Raw genomic sequence first — 19,063 nt, 5'->3', positions numbered from 1 at the left:
CGCAGATTACCATAACCACTGACGACTGTTTATCGATTAATGTGGCTTGATAATCATCAAAATAGTTTCTTTTACCGGGTTGCTAACTTTTTTACCTCGTTACACTAGGCGCAGATAAGGATTTATCTCCTCCCATGTTCCCTTTCTTAACAGGTGTATTCGTGCAGAAGTATTTTACTGAGGCGCGTCAGCTTCTAGGGCTTGCTATTCCGGTTATTCTGGCTCAGGTTGCTCAGACCGCTATGGGGTTTGTTGACACCATTATGGCTGGTTCCGTCAGTGCCACCGATATGGCCGCTGTCGCTATTGGAACCTCTATCTGGCTACCTGTGATCCTGTTTGGACAGGGGTTATTACTAGCCCTGACTCCGACGGTCGCCCAGCTTAATGGCTCGGGACGCAGGGACAAAATTATCTATCAGGTCCACCAGGCGTTGTGGCTGGGGATTTTTTTGTCGGTTTTTACCATAATCCTGTTGTGGAATGCCGGAATATTCATTCGTTATATGCCGGACATTAATCCAGAACTGGCGGATAAAGCGGAACGCTACCTGCATGCTTTAATGTGGGGGGCTCCGGGCTATCTGCTGTTCCAGACCCTGCGTAATCAGTGTGAGGGTTTGTCAAAAACCAAGCCGGGGATGGTGCTGGGATTTATCGGACTGTTATGTAATATTCCACTTAACTATGTTTTCATCTATGGCCACCTGGGTATGCCGGCACTCGGCGGCGTGGGCTGTGGTGTTGCCACCGCGACGGTTTACTGGGTGATGTTCCTGATTATGCGTTTCTGGGTTAACCGGATGCCGGTCATGCGGGATATTCACCACGTCACCCAGCGCTCTGCCCCTGATTTTCAGATCCTGAAACGTTTGGTGAGTCTGGGTTTACCGGTAGCACTGGCACTGTTTTTTGAAGTCACGCTGTTTGCAGTGGTCGCGTTACTGGTCTCACCACTGGGAATTGTGGATGTCGCGGGCCACCAGATCGCGCTTAATTTCAGCTCAATGATGTTTGTACTGCCAATGTCTATGGGCGTTGCCGCCACCATCCGTGTTGGATACCGTTTAGGTCAAGGGGATGCGGCGGCGGCCAAAGTCGCCGCATGGACCGCTCAAGGGGTCGGATTATCGCTGGCCAGTATTACCGCCATATGCACGGTGATTTTTCGGCATAAAATCGCCCTGTTGTATAACGACAACCCACAGGTTGTTCTGCTGGCGGCACATCTGATGCTACTGGCGGCAATTTACCAGTTTTCTGACAGTGTACAGGTCATTGGCAGTGGTATTTTACGTGGCTATAAAGATACCCGGGCTATCTTTTTTATCACACTGGTTTCCTACTGGATGCTGGGGCTACCTTTTGGCTATACACTGGCGCTCACCAATGTTTTGGTCCCGGCGATGGGACCGGCAGGATTCTGGTGTGGTTTTATTATCGGGCTCAGCGCCGCGGCGATAATGATGACCTGGAGAATCCTCCGGGTTCAGGGAATGCCGCAGGGGGTAATTTTACAAAGAGCCGCCAGATAATCGTCTGATGGCGGGTTTCATCTTCTGCCACTGATTAAATTTAGCGCGCTTAGCACAGTTGCTGCTCAGTTAATCAAAAAAACAATTATTCTCCTTGCCAGTCACTGTTTGTGCCGTTAATATTCGTCCCCGCTGTCAGGCAGTCACTGGCAGCAAAAGCGTTCTTAGCTCAGTTGGTTAGAGCACCACCTTGACATGGTGGGGGTCGGTGGTTCGAGTCCACTAGAACGCACCAGTGCGTCCGTAGCTCAGTTGGTTAGAGCACCACCTTGACATGGTGGGGGTCGGTGGTTCGAGTCCACTCGGACGCACCATTTCATTATGCGTTCTTAGCTCAGTTGGTTAGAGCACCACCTTGACATGGTGGGGGTCGGTGGTTCGAGTCCACTAGAACGCACCATCTAATTATCCCTGTGTCCATTGTTCTTCCTCTTAACAATCTGATGTAAAGTCCCTTTTAACCCAAATATCGGTTACTATAAGCCACTGTGTTTCAGGCTACCGCAAGGTCGCATCTGACTGCTTATGGAAAACTTCAATATGTCGAAACGTCTGACCATCAAGGATATTGCCCGGCTCAGTGGAACGGGTAAATCAACGGTGTCACGGGTGCTTAACCAACAAGGTGACGTACATCCACAGACCCGGGAACGAATTGAAGCCGTAATCAGAGAACACCAGTTTGTGCCATCACGTTCTGCGCGTTCGATGCGGGTTAACGAAAGCCGGGTGATTGGGGTTATCCTCGCCAGGCTGGATTCTGCCGCCGAAAATCAGGCAGTCAGTGCCATGCTACCTCTGTTGTATCAGAGTGGCTATGATGCCATTGTACTGGAGAGCCGTTTCAGTACCGACAAAGTTTCCGAGCATCTGCGGGTGCTACAACAGCGTGAGGTTGACGGTGTTATTCTGTTTAGCTTCACCGGTTTAACCGCTGATATGCTCAGTGGCTGGCAGGATAAAATGGTACTGATGGTCCACCCCTGTGAAGGTTTCTCGTCGGTATGTTATGACGATGTGGGTGCGGTCAACCTGCTTGCCAGCCATCTTTATCAGTTGGGGCATCGCACTATCAGCTACCTCGGGGTCACAGAAGACGATAAAACTACCGGTGGCGATCGCTACCGGGCCTACCTGAGCGCCTGTGAACGGCTGAACCTCTCCCCGCACTTTGCACTCGGTAGCCTGGATTACCACAGCGGTTATACCCTGGCCTCCAGAGTGTGCACGCCGGGAACCAGTGCGGTCATTTGCGCCACCGACACTCTGGCTCTCGGGGTATATAAATATCTGCGGCAAAATCCAGACAACCCTATCCAGGTTGCGGCTATCGGTAATACACCGTTACTGGGTTTTTTGTTTCCGGATGTAGTGATACTGGAATTTGGTTATGCCACTGCCGGCAAGCTAGCCGCAAGACAACTGCTATCCCACCTGACACGGACAGTTCCGAGACAAAACTTTCTGCTGAAAGGTAAACTTACCTCCGATTCCTGAAGTTAAAATGCTTCGAATTTGTGATCAATATTCAGTTCCGGGAACGTTCCCGACACTTTTGGCAACAATTTGAATTATGCTTTTTCATGGCGAGGCCAGTCGGCCTGAAAATGTTTTCGTCAGGGACAACCATTAAGGATTTGCCATGAGCAAAGTGAAGCAGCAGGATATTGATAATCTTATTGAATTCCTGGGTGGCCGTGACAATATTGTCAGCGCCACCCACTGTATAACCCGTCTGAGATTAGTACTGAACGACCCCTCAAAGGCCAGCCCCCCTAATCTCGAATCACTGCCAATGGTCAAAGGCTGTTTTACCAATGCCGGACAGTTCCAGGTGGTGATTGGCCCAGAAGTGGATGATTATTATAAGGCGATGATGTCCACTCTTGGCCTGCAGGGAGCGGATCGTAGTCAGCAACGTGAGGCAGCACGTAAAAATATGTCCTTAGGCGAACGCGCTTTATCGCATATCGCCGATATTTTCTTTCCACTGCTCCCTGCCCTGATAAGCGGAGGTCTGATCCTTGGCTTCCGTAATGTCATTGGCGATATTCCGTTCGGAGACGGTAAAACTCTGGCCCAGTCCTCCCAGGTATGGCAGACCATCTATGACCTGTTATGGCTGCCTGGCGAAGCTATTTTTATGTTTTTACCGGTCGCCGTTTGCTGGTCTACCATGGTGAAAATGGGGGGCACTCCGGTGCTGGGGATTATTCTCGGGATAACCCTGGTGTCTCCTCAGTTGATGAACTCTTATCAGTTAGGACAGCACGCCGCAGAGGTGTGGAACTTTGGCTGGTTTACGGTCGAAAAAGTCGGCTATCAGGCACAGGTTATTCCTTCGATTCTGGCAGGAATGGCCCTGGCTATTCTGGAACGTCAGTTGAAACGCATTGTTCCCGCGTCACTAAACCTGGTGATTGTTCCGGTCACTTCATTACTAATAGCGATTCCGCTGGCACATGGCCTGATTGGCCCCTTCGGTCGTTTGCTGGGAGATGGCGTCGCTCATGCCGTGCAACTGGCAATGACCGGCAGTTTTGCCCCTATCGGCTCTGCACTGTTCGGTTTCCTGTATGCACCGCTGGTCATTACAGGTATCCACCAAACCACCCTCGCGATAGACATGCAGATGATTCAGAGTATGGGTGGTACACCGGTATGGCCTTTAATTGCGTTGTCTAATATCGCCCAGGCCTCTGCTGTACTGGCGATGATCATTATCCGCCGCTCCCCCAAAGAGCGTTCTGTCTCGGTTCCGGCTGCCATTGCCGCTTATCTTGGAGTCACTGAGCCGGCCATGTACGGGGTAAATCTCAAATTCCGCTATCCGATGCTATGCGCAATGATTGGTTCCGCGCTGGCAGCCCTGTTCTGTGGCCTGAATCATGTGCTGGCCAATGGGATTGGAGTCGGTGGGTTACCTGGCATCCTCTCTATTCAGCCTAAATTCTGGAGCGTCTATGCCATCGCGATGGTGATTGCGATCGCGGTACCGCTGATCCTGACCATGGTTATGGCCCGGATTCATTCCCGTAAAGAAATTAAAGCACAGGCGTCTGTTGCTACGCCGGTGACTGACTGATCATTTTGAAATAACAAGGCAGGTTGCAGTCATGGAAAAACCATGGACACAGGACAAAGTCGTTTATCAGATTTACCCAAAGAGCTTCCAGGATACCACCGGCAATGGTATCGGAGACATTCCCGGCATTATCAGCCATCTGGATTATTTGCAGTTTCTTGGGGTTGATATTCTCTGGCTGACACCGGTGTACCCTTCACCTCAGGTCGATAATGGCTACGATGTTGCCGATTATTGTGCGATAGATCCAGGCTACGGAACCATGGACGATTTCGAACGCCTGGTCAGTGAAGCCCGGTTGCGCGGTATGTCAGTGATGATGGATATGGTGTTTAACCATACCTCGACCCGACACCCCTGGTTTATTCAGGCCTGTGACCCTGACAGTCCTTTTCACCCCTACTATATCTGGCAGGATTCCCCGCCGGACCAACCGCCGACTAACTGGTTATCCAAGTTTGGTGGTCCGGCATGGCAATGGCAACCAGAATGCGGTCAGCATTATTTACACCTGTTTAGTCGTGAGCAGGCTGATCTTAACTGGGAACATCCTCCGGTCAGAGAGGCGCTGAAAGAAGTCTGTCGTTTCTGGGCAGCCAAAGGAGTGGATGCCCTGCGGCTGGATGTGGTGAATTTGATTTCCAAGCCACAGCAGTTCATAGATGATCCTGACGGGGATGGACGGAAATATTACACCGACGGTCCCCGGGTACATGAGTTTCTGCGGGAAATGAACCGCGATGTATTCTCACCACTGAACCTGATTACCGTCGGAGAAATGTCTTCTACCACCCTCGAACACTGTCAGCAATATGCATCGCTGGATAACAGTGAACTGTCGATGGCGTTTAACTTTCATCACCTGAAAGTCGATTATCTGAATGGTGAGAAATGGACGCTGGCAAAGCCCGATTTTGTGGCATTGAAAAAGTTGTTTGCGGACTGGCAGCAGGGAATGCACCAGCGGGCAAATGGGGCCTTATTCTGGGGGAATCATGATCAACCCCGGGTTGTTTCACGTTTTGGCAATGACTCCCCGGAATACCGTGAGATTTCTGCCAAAATGCTGGCCCTCGTGCTGTATGGTATGCAAGGCACTCCTTATCTTTATCAGGGGGAAGAAATTGGCATGACCAATGCCGGTTTTACGGATATCCACCAGTACCGGGATGTTGAAAGTCTGAATATGTTCGACCTTCTGCTGAGCGGCGGTAAGTCACAGCAGGAAACACTGGCCATTCTGGCATCCAAATCCCGCGACAACAGCCGGACACCGATGCAATGGGATAACAGCCACCATGCCGGCTTTACCAGGGGGACTCCGTGGATTAGTTGTGTCGCCAACAGCACTGAGATTAACGTTGCGGACGCGCTGGCTGATCCAGAGTCCATTGTTTATACCTATCGTGAACTGATTCGTCTGCGTAAGCGACTGCCGGTACTTCAGTTTGGTAATTATCAGGACCTCAGCCCTGCCTCCCCTGAACTCTGGAGTTATTGCCGTCAGTGGCAAGGTTATCAGTTGCTGGTCGTTGCTAACCTGACTGACCGCATTATTGACTGGCAGCCTCCTGTCACTCCGGATGTTGGTGATTACCGGCTGATTGTCACTAATACTGACAAAACACCTGCATCACCAGAACCCTGTCAGCTCACCCCTTATCAGGCAGCATGGTGGTTATTCACCCCGCAAAAAAAACAATAACAGCCCTCTGACACTGCCGGCAGCCCGTTACACTAAGGTTGTCGGCGGTGCCTTGCCCCGGAGAGAAGTCAGAAACAGGGGGGGCTGTCACCCTGATATTTCCTCCTGACCCCATGCCGGTAATGCCAGAGTAAATCTGACTCTCTGTTGCGCAATATCATTCTTTAACCCTTCAGTCAGCCTTCCCTCCGAATTCTGTTTGGTTTCCGCTCACTTAGTGACTATAATAATCCCGTTGTCCACTTGAACGGTGTCCGCGAATAACGTGATAAGAGTATTAACGGCTGAAGTTTGCGCAACATCCATTTCTGATCTGCCTGTGTGTAATGCTGTCTCTTACGCATTAGCCTCCTTTTATGTCTCTTATTTTCGTATTCGCCCCTGTGAGTTTGTGCTGTCCAGGACCCAATTTCGTGCCGTTGGCGAGCCTCGCCGGCGGTCTCTAGTATTCTCATCCATTACAACTTATAGATAACCCGTCATGAAAAAAACCAAAATTGTCTGTACCATTGGCCCAAAAACTGAATCTGAAGAGATGCTAACCCGCCTGCTTGATGCGGGTATGAATGTGATGCGTCTCAATTTTTCCCACGGTGATTACGCTGAACACGGACAGCGTATTGCTAACCTGCGTGCGGTTGTGGGTAAAACCAAACACAGTGCCGCTATTCTGCTGGACACCAAAGGTCCTGAAATCCGCACCATGAAACTGGAAGGCGGAAATGATGTGTCGTTACAGGCTGGTCAGACTTTCACTTTCACGACCGATCAGACTGTAATTGGTAATAATCAACAGGTTGCGGTCACCTATCCTGGTTTTGCTGCTGATCTGGTGGCGGGAAATACTGTTCTGGTCGACGATGGTTTACTGGGCATGGAAGTGCTCTCCGTTACTGAACAGACTGTGGTGTGTAAGGTACTGAACAATGGTGATCTGGGGGAAAATAAAGGTGTCAACCTGCCCGGCGTTTCCATCCAGTTACCGGCACTGGCCGAAAAAGATAAACGTGACCTTATTTTTGGTTGTGAGCAGGGTGTTGATTTTGTTGCTGCCTCGTTTATTCGTAAGCGTTCCGATGTGCTGGAAATTCGCGAACACCTGAAACAACATGGCGGCGAAAATATCCAGATCATCTCGAAAATCGAAAATCAGGAAGGTCTGAATAACTTCGATGAAATTCTCGAAGCTTCAGATGGCATCATGGTCGCCAGGGGTGACCTTGGGGTAGAAATTCCGGTCGAAGAAGTTATCTTCGCCCAGAAAATGATGATCAAAAAATGTAATAAAGCACGCAAAGTAGTTATCACTGCTACTCAGATGCTGGATTCAATGATTAAGAACCCGCGTCCGACCCGTGCTGAAGCCGGTGACGTGGCCAACGCCATCCTCGATGGCACAGATGCCGTGATGCTATCCGGGGAGAGTGCCAAGGGTAAATATCCTCTGGAAGCCGTCACTATCATGGCTACAATTTGTGACCGGACCGATCGTGTGATGGGCAGTCGCATCGATACCCTGCACGACAGTCACAAGTTACGCATTACCGAAGCAGTCTGCCGTGGTGCCGTGGAAACGGCCGAAAAACTGGAATCATCGCTGATTATCGTCGCCACTCAGGGCGGAAAGTCTGCGAAATCTATCCGGAAATATTTTCCTGCGGCGACAATTCTGGCACTGACGACTAACGAAACCACTGCCCGTCAGTTGTTAGTGACTAAGGGTGTTGAAACCCATCTGGTGAAAGAAATTGCCTCCACTGATGACTTTTACCGTATTGGCAAAGAAATTGCACTGAGTTCAGGATTTGCTCAGGAAGGTGATGTTGTGGTTATGGTCTCCGGTGCGTTGGTACCCAGCGGAACCACAAACACTGCTTCAGTTCACCGAATTTAAACTATTTACTTTAAAAGGCGTCCTGCGGGACGCCTTTTTTATTCCTTTTCATTTCAATTCAGAGCTAAAAAAAATAAAAATCTACTAAAAATGTGGTTTTGAATTAAGGTAAATCCGATTAAAACTCAATGTTTTTACTAAAAAATTTATCATAAATGTTTAATCGCTGTTTCTTTGACCGAATAGGCAAAATTAAGCATGTTCTCATAAAAAATATATTCTCAACTCAAAAAGCTTTGTGTAATACTTATTGGGCTACATGGAGATTAACTCAATCTAGAGGGTAAAATAATGAATCGTACTAAACTGGTACTGGGCGCGGTAATTCTGGGTTCAACTCTGCTGGCTGGTTGTTCTAGCAACGCTAAAATCGACCAACTGTCAAGCGATGTTCAGACTCTGAACACTAAAGTTGACCAGCTGAGCAACGACGTGAACGCAGTGCGTTCTGACGTTCAGGCTGCTAAAGATGACGCAGCTCGCGCTAACCAGCGTCTGGATAACCAGGCTCACGCATACCGTAAGTAAGCGTCCTGGTAATGAAAATGGCGCCCTAAGGGCGCCATTTTTTTGCGAACTAATCTGTATTACCGCTCTCCCTTCCCTGACTCTCTGTCGGACCTCTCTCTTTCACCTATTTCTGCTGACGGCTTAACATCGATTTCGCAGTGCGAATTTTTGCTCCCGGAGGAACCGCGACTCAAGGATATTTCCGCCTGTTTTAAGGGCAATCCCGTTGGCTATCCGTAAGACTTAAAATCACATTTACGCATATATATTATATTTTAAATGAATTTAATGAATATTAATGACTGCGTTATAGTTTGACCCACTAAGTCCTTAGCCACAGGAATACCTGTCAGAAGAAGATACGTGGAGTGAGTATGAGTGTGGAAATCATTGGCATGGTAACAGCCACGCCATCTACAGAAGTAGATCAACCCATAGACGGTGCGGTGAACCCGGAGTATGTCAGTCGGTTCGCTAAAGCCCATGAAGCTGCGGGATTCGACAAAGTTCTGGTCGGCTATTTTTCAAATGGCGCAGAAGGTGCGGTGGTCAGTTCATTTGTGGCGGCGGCCACTGAGAAACTAGGCATTTTACTGGCCTATCGTCCGGGGGTGATTGCCCCTCCATTAGCTGCCCGTCAGCTAGCAACATTGGACCATTTCAGCCGTGGGCGCTTATCTCTGAATGTGATAACCGGAGGTAGCGATACTGACCAGCAACGTGACGGCGACTTTTTGAACCATGACCAGCGTTATCAAAGGACACGCGAGTACCTTGATATCCTAAAACGAATTTGGACCTCGACGGCTCCTGTCGATTATCACGGTGAATTTTACCGTTTTATCGGCGCACTGACGGACGTTAAACCCTTGCAGCAACCACATATCCCGGTCTATTTCAGTGGGGCCTCTGCCGCTGCCATAGAGGTCGCGGCAGATTATGCTGATACCTATATGTTGTGGGGAGAGCCGGTGGCAGATTTCGCTGCGCATACACGGAAGGTGCGCCTGGCGGCCAGAGCCAGAGGACGTGACCCGCATTTCTCTGTCTCTTTCCGGCCGATCGTCGCAGATACCGAGCAACAGGCCTGGACCCGTGCTTATGAAATTCTCGAACGAATACGAGAAACTCGTCAGCGGCTGGGCCTCCCTGTCAGCGACCATGCACCGGCAAATGCCGGTTCGCAACGATTACTGGCCGCTGCACAGCGCGGAGATGTTCTGGACGAGCGCTTGTGGATGGGGATAGCTCAGCTGACTGGTGCTCAGTGGAACTCTACCGCTTTGGTTGGTACGCCAGAACAGGTAGCAAAAGCTCTGGGTAAATATTATCAGCAAGGCGCCTCCGCCTTTTTACTGCGCGGTTTTGACCCTTTGGAAGACACTATCCGTTACGGTAACGGACTGATTCCTGCATTACGTGAACACCTTTCCGACCTTCCCCCTATTTCGGAGCAGCACTAATGAAACTGAATGTTATATTGCGCGGTACACTGCTGGCATTATTCGTGGCGGCAGGTAGCGGCGAGGCCAGTGCTCAGACCATCCTGAATATTGGTGACCAGAATTACTATAACGTGGAAGCCTCCGTGGAAGCGTCGGGTGTACTAAAAGGTGCTCCCTATACCGTATCATGGAAACACTTTCAGTCTGCGGCCCCGCTGGCAGAGGCTCTGGATGCCGGGGCGTTGGATATAGGATTTCTCGGTGATTCCGGGTTTACCTTTCTGGCTGCCAAAAATGCCCCCGTCCGGCTGATTGGCGTTTCGCGGCAAAATCCGGATACCATTGCGCTGCTGGTTGCGAAAAATTCGCCGGTAAAAAGTATCCGTGATCTTAAGGGGAAAAAAGTGGCCTACTGGCCTGGCGCTTGGAGTCAGCAACTTATCCTGCGGGCACTGGCACAGGCAGGGTTACCTGATGACTATGTAAAATTCGTCAAACTGATGCCACTGGATGCCTCCTCAGCCCTGATTAACGGCAGCATAGATGCTTTCCCGGTCTGGGAACCTTACGTCTCTCAGCAAATTGTTTTTTCAGGGGCAAAAACCCTGATAACCGCCCGCGGGTTAATGCCAGGTATCTCTGCAATAGCGGCCAGCAACCAGGCAATCGACAGCCACCGTGTGGAAATCACCGATTTCCTGAAACGGCTGACTCTTGCGCGTCAGTGGGTGGAAACGCATAAAAGTGAATATGCTGCTATTTGGGCTAAAAAAGCCAACCTGGACCCGACCGTTTCACTACACTGGATAAGTAATGCCGCCATGACCGTCGGACCTGTCGATCTTCAGGCTGTCCGTGACTTCCGGGAAACAGCCGATTTTCTGTACCACACCGGCACCCTGCCTGCAGCCTTTGATATACACAAGGTGATTGATCCTTCATTTACAGCAGCATTTAAACAATAGCCAGACGGCGCCGCAATTCTTAATCATTCGATCCAGTTCTGTTATATCGCTACAGCGCAGTCCGGATAAAATGATTATCCGGGCATTTTATACTTGCAATAACGCTGACAAACATATGATAATGATTATCATTATTGTTAAAGGGTTTGTTATGATGATCTCATTTTCCGGTTGGATAACTCAGCACCTTGAAGAATATCATCAGACACTCAGAAATATGTGCCGGGAGTTCCACACCAGTAAAGCCGAATTAAAAGCCACCGACAGCTCTCTTGCGGTACTACGCAGATTTAATGATCTCTGCCTGAGTATGGCAGATAAATGTCAGATGCAAGGCGATGATGCGCGTTATACGTCAATACTGCTTGATCTCCACCAGCAATTAATTCACGAAATGGCCGACGAACAGCGGGAAACATTGTTTCGTCTGCAGGCGTTGCAACTGGCACGGTATTCGTTGAGCAGGTTAAGCCACCTGTTAATGCAGGAAGGTGAATGGGAGCAGGTATGTAGTTTGCAGGAACAATTCTTCTGTTATTCCGAACAACTGCCCTGAGATGTGACAGAGGGACACAAAGGTCCCTCGTAGCTGGCAGTTTATCGCACGATTTCTAACAATGCCTGCAACGGATGACGAACAGCCGCGCCTTCGATCCTCTTTACCTGGCTACGACAGGAATAGCCGGTGGCCAGACAGCGATTCCGTGCGCGTTTCTCCATATGTGGCTGCCAGGAAAGTTGATAAATCCCCAGCGAGTTTTCCAGGTTTTTAGTTTCATGGCCATAGGTCCCGGCCATACCACAACAACCGGCATTCACGGTTTCCAGCGCAGCACCAAAGCGACTAAAAATTGTTTTCCAGCGAGAGGCCGCCATCGGTAATGCGGTATTTTCGGTACAGTGCGGAAACAGATACCAGACATCGTCGTCTGGCTGCTGTTCCGCCCGGTCAGCGGTTACCTGCTCAAGCCATTCATGGGCCAGCAACACGTTAAAATTACCGCGTTTGTCCCCTAACACCTGTTGGTACTCATCGCGATAACACAGCACCAGTGCCGGATCAGTCCCGACCATAGGAATTCCCAGTGCCGCCATCTGATTAAGAAAATCAGCGCTTTTCTGTGCAGTTTTAGCGAAACGCTGCAGGAACCCTTTAACGTGCTGTGCTTTACCATTTGGAGTAAACGGCAGCAGCACCGGCTTAAAGCCTAACCGACTGATCAGACGAATCAGATCATTCATCAGACTAGCTTCGTAGTAACTGGTAAACGGATCCTGTACCACCAGCACATATTCCTGACGCTGCGCGTCAGTCATCTTGCGTAGATCCTCAGGTGTTGTCTGTAACGCTTGATGGCCTGCCAGTTGCTGTTTCAGGGTTGGCGAGGATAATGCCGGTAAATCTACCATCCCGATGTGTTTTTTGCCGAGCGCCTGCATCTGTGGATGGGTCAGGAAGAAATTAAACAAACGCGGGGCTTTCGCCATCAGCGGCGTATAACTCTCTACGGCCGCAACCAGATGATCGCTGACCGGACGCAGATAACGGCTGTGATACAACTGCAGGAACCGGGATCGGAAGGACGGCACATCTATTTTAATCGGGCACTGGGTCGAACAGGCTTTACATCCCAGACAGCCGGACATCGCCTCTTTCACTTCATGGGAGAAATCATAGCTGCCTTTGGCAGCCTGACGGGTATTTTTCAGCTTGCTGATAAAGCCCCGCAGGCTTAGTACATTTTGTGGCAGGGCCTGCTCCAGCTGTTGAGGGTTAATTCCCTGATCTGCCAGCAACCGCAGCCATTCTCGCGTCAGAGTCGCGCGTCCTTTAGGGGAATGGAGACGGTTTCGGGTGATTTTCATCGACGGGCACATCGGACTGTTCACGTCGAAGTTAAAACATAACCCGTTGCCATTACACTCCATCGCCCCGCGCCACTCGTCACGCACTGTTACAGGGATCTGCCGGTCAAAGCTTCCACGGGTTGGACTCTCTATCGGCTTCAGCTGTTCATTGCTGCCCAACGGCGTACAGATCTTGCCGGGATTTAACCTGTTTTGCGGATCAAAGGCCCGTTTAATGCGCCGGACTTCATGAAACAGTTCAGGGCCGAAGAAATCTGCTGTGTAAGCGCCGCGGTAACCTTTACCGTGTTCTCCCCATAACAAACCTCCATAGCTCGCCGTCAGGGCAACCACCTGGTCGGAAATGCGCTTCATCAACACTTCCTGCTGAGGATCACACATATCCAGTGCCGGACGTACATGCAGTACTCCCGCATCTACATGTCCGAACATTCCATAACTCAGTCCATGACCATCCAGTAGTGCCCGGAAATCGGTAATGTAGTCGGCCAGATGCTCCGGGGGCACGGCAGTATCTTCTACAAACGGGATCGGTTTGGCATGCCCTTTGGCATTCCCCAACAGACCCACTGCTTTTTTACGCATCGCATAGATACGCTCCACTTCATCCAGCCGCGTACATAACTGATAGCCAATAATCCCTGCCTGCTTTTCAGCCATCAGTTGGTCAAGACGTTCACACAAGTCGCTGACCTGACGGCTGGCGAGTTCAACATCGTTACCGGCAAACTCTACCAGGTTCAGGCCGAGCATCTCTTCGCCGGGTACGTCAGTAATCAGCTCACTCACTGAATGCCAGACAATATCCTCGCGGGCAAGGTTCAGAACCTTCGAATCTACGGTTTCAACCGACAATGCTTTTGCCTGAACCAGGAAAGGAGCATTGCGCAGTGCAGAGTCGAAGCTGTCATATTTGATATTTACCAACTGACGGACTTTTGGAATCGGGGTGATATCCAGCCGGGCTTCGGTAATAAAGGCCAGCGTCCCTTCCGAGCCACAGAGTATTCTGGTCAGGTCGAAGGTTTGCAGATCATCACTCAGTACATGTCTCAGGTCATAACCGGTCAGAAACCGGTTAAGCTTCGGAAATTTATCAATAATCAGCTGACGGTTATCGCGGCAGGCACTGAGTACTTCGTGGTAGATATGACCTTCACGGGTCTGTTCTGCGGCAATATTTTCCGCCAGGCTCACCGGCATTGCCCGGGTATCAATCAGCTCCCCGCCTTCGAGAACCGCTCTCAGGCCCAGTACATGATCCGAGGTCTTGCCATACACCAGTGATCCCTGCCCGGAAGCATCGGTATTAATCATACCGCCTATGGTGGCACGATTGCTGGTGGATAATTCCGGTGAAAAGAAAAAACCGTAAGGCTTTAGCCACTGGTTCAGTTGATCTTTAACCACCCCTGCCTCAACCTTAACCCAGCCTTCTTCGGTATTAATTTCGAGGATATGATTCATATGTCGGGATAAATCGACGATCACCCCCTGGTTCAGGGATTGACCATTAGTTCCGGTACCTCCCCCACGGGCAGTAAAGGTCAGCCCGGTAAAATCCGCCTGGCCAGCAATCCGGCTAACCAGCGTGACATCAGCCACCGAACGCGGAAAAACAATCGCATCAGGCAGACACTGATAAATACTGTTGTCGACAGACATGCTCAATCGTGCGCCATAATCGGTCGCAATATCACCGGTAAAACCCTGCTTTGTGAGTGTCTCAATAAATGACAGCACCTGCGGGCTCAGCCCCGGTGCCTGGCTTATTTGTGGAATCATGTATTAAAAACCAGGATGTTGTGTTGTTGTAATAGTTTCAGTTATTGGTTTTACCATATTTTCGCCACAGTCGCTTTTGTTACTGTGTGAAAAAGTTTAGTGACTACCTCTGTTGTAATGGAATGAAATACCGCATCATTAGCATGATCCCCGACGTCGGGTGAATTAATTGAGGTAAAAAGTTGTTATGAGAGCACTGCCGCAGGACAGGGACTTACCGCAAAAGTTATTTACACTGTTGTTTTTTATTCTGATGATTGCTGCCAGCTTTTGGGTGGTAGAGCCATTTATTCTGGGCTTTGCGTGGGCAGGCATGGTAGTGATAGCCACCTGGGGATTAATGCTGCGCATCCAGAAATACCTGTGGGGCCGACGGTCTCTGGCGGTTCTGGTCATGACACTGATCATCTTACTGGTCTTTATACTGCCCATTGCACTATTGATAAGCAGCGTTATCGATAACATTGGACCGGTGATTTCCTGGGCAACTTCAGGACATATCGAGATCCCTAAACTGGAGTGGCTGGACAATATTCCGCTGATTGGCGATAAGCTATCTGAATATTATCAAAAAATGATCGCCGGTGGCGGCGGTGCCATGATGGCTAAAATCCAGCCCTATGTGGGACAAACCACCAGTTTCTTTGTTGCTCAGGCGGGTCATTTTGGTCGGGTAGTGGTCCATCTGGCCATGATGCTGTTATTCAGCGCTCTGCTTTACTGGCGCGGTGAACGTGTCGGACAAGGCATTCGTCACTTTGCTTACCGTCTGGCTGGGCGGCGTGGTGATGCCGTGGTCCTGCTCGCCAGCCAGGCTATCCGTGCTGTGGCACTGGGTGTGGTAGTCACCGCTCTTCTGCAGGGCGTGGTCGGGGGGGTTGGTCTTGCCATCTCCGGAATCCCTTATGCCACCATACTTACCGTGGTGATGATCTTCTGTTGTCTGATCCAGATTGGCCCGTTGCTGGTGTTGGTTCCGGCAATTATCTGGCTTTATTGGAGTGGCGATACGACCTGGGGCACAGTGCTGCTGGTCTGGAGCTGTGTCGTCGGCACCATGGACAGTTTCGTCCGGCCAATGCTGATTCGCCTGGGGGCTGATTTACCCATGCTGATTATTCTGTCCGGAGTTATCGGTGGATTAATCTCTTTCGGCATGATTGGCTTATTTATCGGTCCGGTAGTACTGGCGGTATCTTACCGGCTGGTATCGGTTTGGATGCATGAGGCTCCTGAGCCACACGATGATCCCCATACGGTGGTCGAAGAACTGATAGAAGATGCCCGTAAAACTGCCGAAGAAGCACGTAACGCCCGTTCATCGTCTGTTTCTGAATAAGCTGTTGTTTCTGCCCCTGATCTCCTTCAGGGGCTAGTTTAGCCCCGCATTACGCTCCCCTGACCGGTAATGGGATGATTCCTACAGACCATTAATATAAATAACCATATGATTACAATTAACATTTTCACTCCGGCATCCGATTATGCCGGGTGCCTAAATTGCTGTGTGTAGTCTTTGCCCTCCTCCGGATGGGCATTTTTTTTATCTTCCACTACATTTTCTCCCTCCTTCAGTCAATAACCCATAGCTTTTTGCTTCTTTCAGTTGAAATCATCCACTGTTCGGTTATCTTTTGTCACATATCTTCCCGGCATTCTGCCGATGAGAAGCACAAATTTTGAGACTGAAATGAATAAAACTGATGAATTACGCACTGCGCCGGTTGCGCAGTTAATCACTCCTGCGGAACTGACCCACCGCTTTCCGTTACCTCCGGCCATCGCCGATAATATTCTGGCCACCCGCCAACGGATTAGCCGGATCTTACAAGGCAATGACCACCGGTTACTGGTGGTCATTGGTCCTTGTTCCCTGCACCATCCTCAGGCGGCTACCGACTATGCGGAGCGTCTGATGGCCTTGCGCCAGCGTTACAGTGACCAGTTGGAAATAGTGATGCGAGCCTACTTTGAAAAACCGCGTACGGTGACCGGCTGGAAAGGACTGATTAACGATCCTGGCCTCGATGGTAGCTATGATATCAATCAGGGACTGGCTATCGCACGAAAGCTGTTAGTCGATATCAATACCCTTGGCATGCCGACCGCAACCGAGTTCCTTGATATGGTGAACGGCCAGTTTATTGCGGACCTTATCAGTTGGGGCGCAATTGGCGCCCGGACCACAGAAAGCCAGATCCATCGTGAAATGGCCTCGGCACTCTCCTGCCCTGTGGGTTTTAAAAATGGGACTGATGGCAATGTAAGGATTGCTATTGATGCTATCCGCGCTGCCCGCGCCAGCCATATGTTCCTTTCGCCGGATAAACAGGGACAGATGACAATTTACCAGACCAGTGGTAACCCCGACGGACATATTATCCTGCGCGGAGGTAAGCAACCTAACTACACCAGTGAGCATATTGCTGCAACCCGCAAGTCACTGGAAGAATTTCAGTTGCCCCCCCGGATTGTGGTTGATTTCAGTCATGGTAACTGTCTGAAACAACACCGTCGTCAGTTGCTGGTCGCTGAAGATATAGCACAACAGTTACGCAACGGGGAAACCGCCATCGCCGGGGTAATGATTGAAAGCTTTATTGAAGAAGGTCAACAAAGCGTGGTGCAGGGTAAACCGCTGGTCTATGGTCAGTCGATCACCGACCCTTGTATCGGCTGGTCAGATACCGAAGCCGTGTTAGCGCTTCTGGCAGATGCAGTGACTGCCAGCAGATAGTACCCCAATGCCTGGAAGTCAGCTGGAACAGCTGACTTCCAGCGTTTTCCCCCAATCCGGCGGCCGGTTAAATAGTTCCTGCTGCTGCTCCGGTAGCTGATACGGATTTTGCAGTGCCTGATGCAATCCGGCCAGCGCGGTACTCTCTCCCTGTTCTGTTTGCTCTATCACCTGCTGCGCCAGATAATTGCGCAAAATAACGGCCGGATTAGCCTGTAACATCGCTTCACGGCGATGCTGATCGCTTACCTGCTCGTTTTCCAGACGCTGACGGTATTTAGTAAACCAGTGATCAAACGCTGGCCGGTTAATAAACTCATCACGCAGCGGTGAAAGTGACTGATGTTGCTCAGTTTCTGACAGCAGGCGGAAAGTTCGGGTGTAATCACTGTGCTCGGCGGCCATCAGCGCCAGCAACTCACTGAGCAGGTCATTATCCTGTGACTGTTGGCTAAAAAACCCTAGTTTTCCACGCATCAGGGTGCCCCATGTCGACATCAGTACCCCTTCATAGCCTGCCAACGCTTGTTTAAGCTGCTCAATGCTCATCAGTGGGGATAAGGCGTGGGCCAGTCGGTTAAGATTCCATAGCGCGACCATAGGCTGGTTCTCGAAGCTGTAGCGCCCCTGGTAATCGCTATGGTTGCAGATAAACTCCGGATTATAGTCGTCCATAAAACCGTAGGGACCATAATCCAGCGTCAGTCCCAGCAATGACATATTGTCGGTATTCATCACTCCGTGTGCAAAACCAACTGCCTGCCAGTGGGCAATCATCACGGCAGTTCGTTTAACCACATCGGTGAACCATAGCAGGTAACGATCTGTATCATTCACCAGCGACGGCCAGTGATGGCGGATAGCATAGTCAGCCAGCGCAGTAACGTTTTTCGGTTGGTTACGATAGAAAAAATGTTCGAAATGACCAAACCGCAGATGGCTTTCGGCAATCCTGACCAGCATAGCTCCACGTTCGGTCTGTTCCCGATAGACCGGCTCGTCACTGATTGCCAGGCTAAGCGCCCGACTGGTAGGTATTCCTAACCCTTGCATCGCTTCCGAAGCCAGAAACTCTCTGACCGTTGAACGAATCACCGCCCTCCCGTCACCGTTCCGGGAATAAGGCGTCAGTCCGGCCCCTTTTAGGTGCCAGTCATACTTTTGACCGTTAGGCAGCTGTTGTTCGCCCAGTAATAACCCACGCCCGTCACCTAGTTGCCCGGCCCAAACGCCAAACTGATGACCACTGTAAACCTGGGCCAACGGTGACATGCCTTCAGCCAGCCCTGCCCCATAAAACAGTGGATGCCCCTCACCGGCAAACAATTGCGGATCGAGTTGCAGGGCCTGAGCCAGTGGCTGGTTATGATAAAGCAGGCGACCTTGCTGCAGCGGTGTCGGGGTGACTGCACTGTAGAAATCAGGCAGCTCGTTAAACCAGGTATTATTAAACTGCATAGTAACTCCGCAGGTCGTCCGGTGAAAAATCAGCATCCGAAGTGCTGTCGGGCGGTCATTTTACCCTGTCGGTAA

General features: G+C 50.4%; 13 protein-coding genes and 3 tRNA genes. 14 read left to right on the top strand and 2 right to left on the bottom strand.

Annotated features, from left to right (window positions below; all coding sequences use genetic code 11):
* The first annotated feature begins 161 nt into the window (after positions 1 to 161).
* The 12 genes from HA49_RS03355 (at position 162) to HA49_RS03300 (ending at position 11,695) form a co-directional block, all read left to right on the top strand.
* Positions 162 to 1,535, top strand: a complete 1,374-nt coding sequence (locus HA49_RS03355; RefSeq protein ID WP_038020538.1) for an MATE family efflux transporter — start codon at positions 162 to 164, stop codon at positions 1,533 to 1,535.
* A 158-nt stretch (positions 1,536 to 1,693) separates the two neighbouring features.
* A tRNA-Val gene (locus tag HA49_RS03350) sits at positions 1,694 to 1,770 on the top strand.
* 2 nt (positions 1,771 to 1,772) lie between these two features.
* Positions 1,773 to 1,849: transfer RNA gene (locus tag HA49_RS03345), tRNA-Val, on the top strand.
* A gap of 9 nt (positions 1,850 to 1,858) precedes the next feature.
* Positions 1,859 to 1,935: transfer RNA gene (locus HA49_RS03340), tRNA-Val, on the top strand.
* Between the two features lie 140 nt (positions 1,936 to 2,075).
* On the top strand, positions 2,076 to 3,032 hold the full coding sequence (gene treR / locus HA49_RS03335) for a trehalose operon repressor TreR (protein WP_038020877.1): 957 nt from the start codon (positions 2,076 to 2,078) through the stop codon (positions 3,030 to 3,032).
* A 145-nt stretch (positions 3,033 to 3,177) separates the two neighbouring features.
* The gene (gene treB, locus HA49_RS03330) at positions 3,178 to 4,620 is read left to right on the top strand and encodes a PTS trehalose transporter subunit IIBC (RefSeq protein WP_038020537.1); all 1,443 of its coding nucleotides are present in this window, start codon (positions 3,178 to 3,180) and stop codon (positions 4,618 to 4,620) included.
* Positions 4,621 to 4,651: 31 nt separating this feature from the next.
* Positions 4,652 to 6,325: an alpha,alpha-phosphotrehalase gene (locus HA49_RS03325; protein ID WP_038020536.1), complete on the top strand. Its 1,674-nt coding sequence runs from the start codon at positions 4,652 to 4,654 to the stop codon at positions 6,323 to 6,325.
* A gap of 481 nt (positions 6,326 to 6,806) precedes the next feature.
* The gene (gene pykF / locus HA49_RS03320; RefSeq protein WP_038020535.1) at positions 6,807 to 8,219 is read left to right on the top strand and encodes a pyruvate kinase PykF; all 1,413 of its coding nucleotides are present in this window, start codon (positions 6,807 to 6,809) and stop codon (positions 8,217 to 8,219) included.
* A gap of 291 nt (positions 8,220 to 8,510) precedes the next feature.
* Positions 8,511 to 8,747: a major outer membrane lipoprotein gene (locus tag HA49_RS03315; protein WP_025901922.1), complete on the top strand. Its 237-nt coding sequence runs from the start codon at positions 8,511 to 8,513 to the stop codon at positions 8,745 to 8,747.
* 356 nt (positions 8,748 to 9,103) lie between these two features.
* Positions 9,104 to 10,192, top strand: coding sequence for an LLM class flavin-dependent oxidoreductase (locus HA49_RS03310; RefSeq protein WP_038020534.1), 1,089 nt, complete (start codon positions 9,104 to 9,106; stop codon positions 10,190 to 10,192).
* Positions 10,192 to 11,139: an ABC transporter substrate-binding protein gene (locus tag HA49_RS03305; protein ID WP_038020533.1), complete on the top strand. Its 948-nt coding sequence runs from the start codon at positions 10,192 to 10,194 to the stop codon at positions 11,137 to 11,139. Before HA49_RS03310 ends, HA49_RS03305 begins: the two co-directional genes overlap by 1 nt.
* Positions 11,140 to 11,290: 151 nt before the next feature.
* Positions 11,291 to 11,695, top strand: a complete 405-nt coding sequence (locus HA49_RS03300; protein WP_038020876.1) for a hypothetical protein — start codon at positions 11,291 to 11,293, stop codon at positions 11,693 to 11,695.
* A 41-nt stretch (positions 11,696 to 11,736) separates the two neighbouring features.
* Here HA49_RS03300 and ydiJ read toward each other — a convergent pair whose 3' ends face one another.
* Complete coding sequence (ydiJ, locus tag HA49_RS03295; protein ID WP_038020532.1) at positions 11,737 to 14,793, bottom strand: D-2-hydroxyglutarate dehydrogenase YdiJ; 3,057 nt, start codon at positions 14,791 to 14,793, stop codon at positions 11,737 to 11,739.
* A gap of 187 nt (positions 14,794 to 14,980) precedes the next feature.
* Between ydiJ and ydiK the strand changes: the two genes are divergently transcribed.
* On the top strand, positions 14,981 to 16,132 hold the full coding sequence (gene ydiK, locus HA49_RS03290; RefSeq protein ID WP_046791655.1) for an AI-2E family transporter YdiK: 1,152 nt from the start codon (positions 14,981 to 14,983) through the stop codon (positions 16,130 to 16,132).
* Positions 16,133 to 16,483: 351 nt separating this feature from the next.
* The gene (locus HA49_RS03285; RefSeq protein ID WP_038020874.1) at positions 16,484 to 17,530 is read left to right on the top strand and encodes a 3-deoxy-7-phosphoheptulonate synthase; all 1,047 of its coding nucleotides are present in this window, start codon (positions 16,484 to 16,486) and stop codon (positions 17,528 to 17,530) included.
* A gap of 18 nt (positions 17,531 to 17,548) precedes the next feature.
* Here HA49_RS03285 and HA49_RS03280 read toward each other — a convergent pair whose 3' ends face one another.
* Positions 17,549 to 18,988 carry a protein adenylyltransferase SelO gene (locus tag HA49_RS03280; protein ID WP_038020531.1) on the bottom strand — a complete coding sequence of 480 codons (1,440 nt, stop codon included), beginning with the start codon at positions 18,986 to 18,988 and terminating at the stop codon, positions 17,549 to 17,551.
* Between the last annotated feature and the right edge of the window lie 75 nt (positions 18,989 to 19,063).

It is taken from the genome of Tatumella morbirosei (genome assembly GCF_000757425.2).
Classification (GTDB): domain Bacteria; phylum Pseudomonadota; class Gammaproteobacteria; order Enterobacterales; family Enterobacteriaceae; genus Tatumella; species Tatumella morbirosei.
Note: the sequence above shows the minus strand (reverse complement) of the source record. Positions and strands in the feature narration are given on the sequence as shown.

What these genes read in the sequence shown, in the direction of transcription:
- treR (WP_038020877.1), top strand. Translation starts at nt 2,076, where the DNA reads ATGTCGAAACGTCTGACCATCAAGGATATTGCCCGGCTCAGTGGAACG.
- treB (WP_038020537.1), top strand. Translation starts at nt 3,178, where the DNA reads ATGAGCAAAGTGAAGCAGCAGGATATTGATAATCTTATTGAATTCCTG.
- HA49_RS03325 (WP_038020536.1), top strand. Translation starts at nt 4,652, where the DNA reads ATGGAAAAACCATGGACACAGGACAAAGTCGTTTATCAGATTTACCCA.
- pykF (WP_038020535.1), top strand. Translation starts at nt 6,807, where the DNA reads ATGAAAAAAACCAAAATTGTCTGTACCATTGGCCCAAAAACTGAATCT.
- HA49_RS03315 (WP_025901922.1), top strand. Translation starts at nt 8,511, where the DNA reads ATGAATCGTACTAAACTGGTACTGGGCGCGGTAATTCTGGGTTCAACT.
- HA49_RS03310 (WP_038020534.1), top strand. Translation starts at nt 9,104, where the DNA reads ATGAGTGTGGAAATCATTGGCATGGTAACAGCCACGCCATCTACAGAA.
- HA49_RS03305 (WP_038020533.1), top strand. Translation starts at nt 10,192, where the DNA reads ATGAAACTGAATGTTATATTGCGCGGTACACTGCTGGCATTATTCGTG.
- HA49_RS03300 (WP_038020876.1), top strand. Translation starts at nt 11,291, where the DNA reads ATGATGATCTCATTTTCCGGTTGGATAACTCAGCACCTTGAAGAATAT.
- ydiJ (WP_038020532.1), bottom strand. Translation starts at nt 14,793, where the DNA reads ATGATTCCACAAATAAGCCAGGCACCGGGGCTGAGCCCGCAGGTGCTG.
- ydiK (WP_046791655.1), top strand. Translation starts at nt 14,981, where the DNA reads ATGAGAGCACTGCCGCAGGACAGGGACTTACCGCAAAAGTTATTTACA.
- HA49_RS03285 (WP_038020874.1), top strand. Translation starts at nt 16,484, where the DNA reads ATGAATAAAACTGATGAATTACGCACTGCGCCGGTTGCGCAGTTAATC.
- HA49_RS03280 (WP_038020531.1), bottom strand. Translation starts at nt 18,988, where the DNA reads ATGCAGTTTAATAATACCTGGTTTAACGAGCTGCCTGATTTCTACAGT.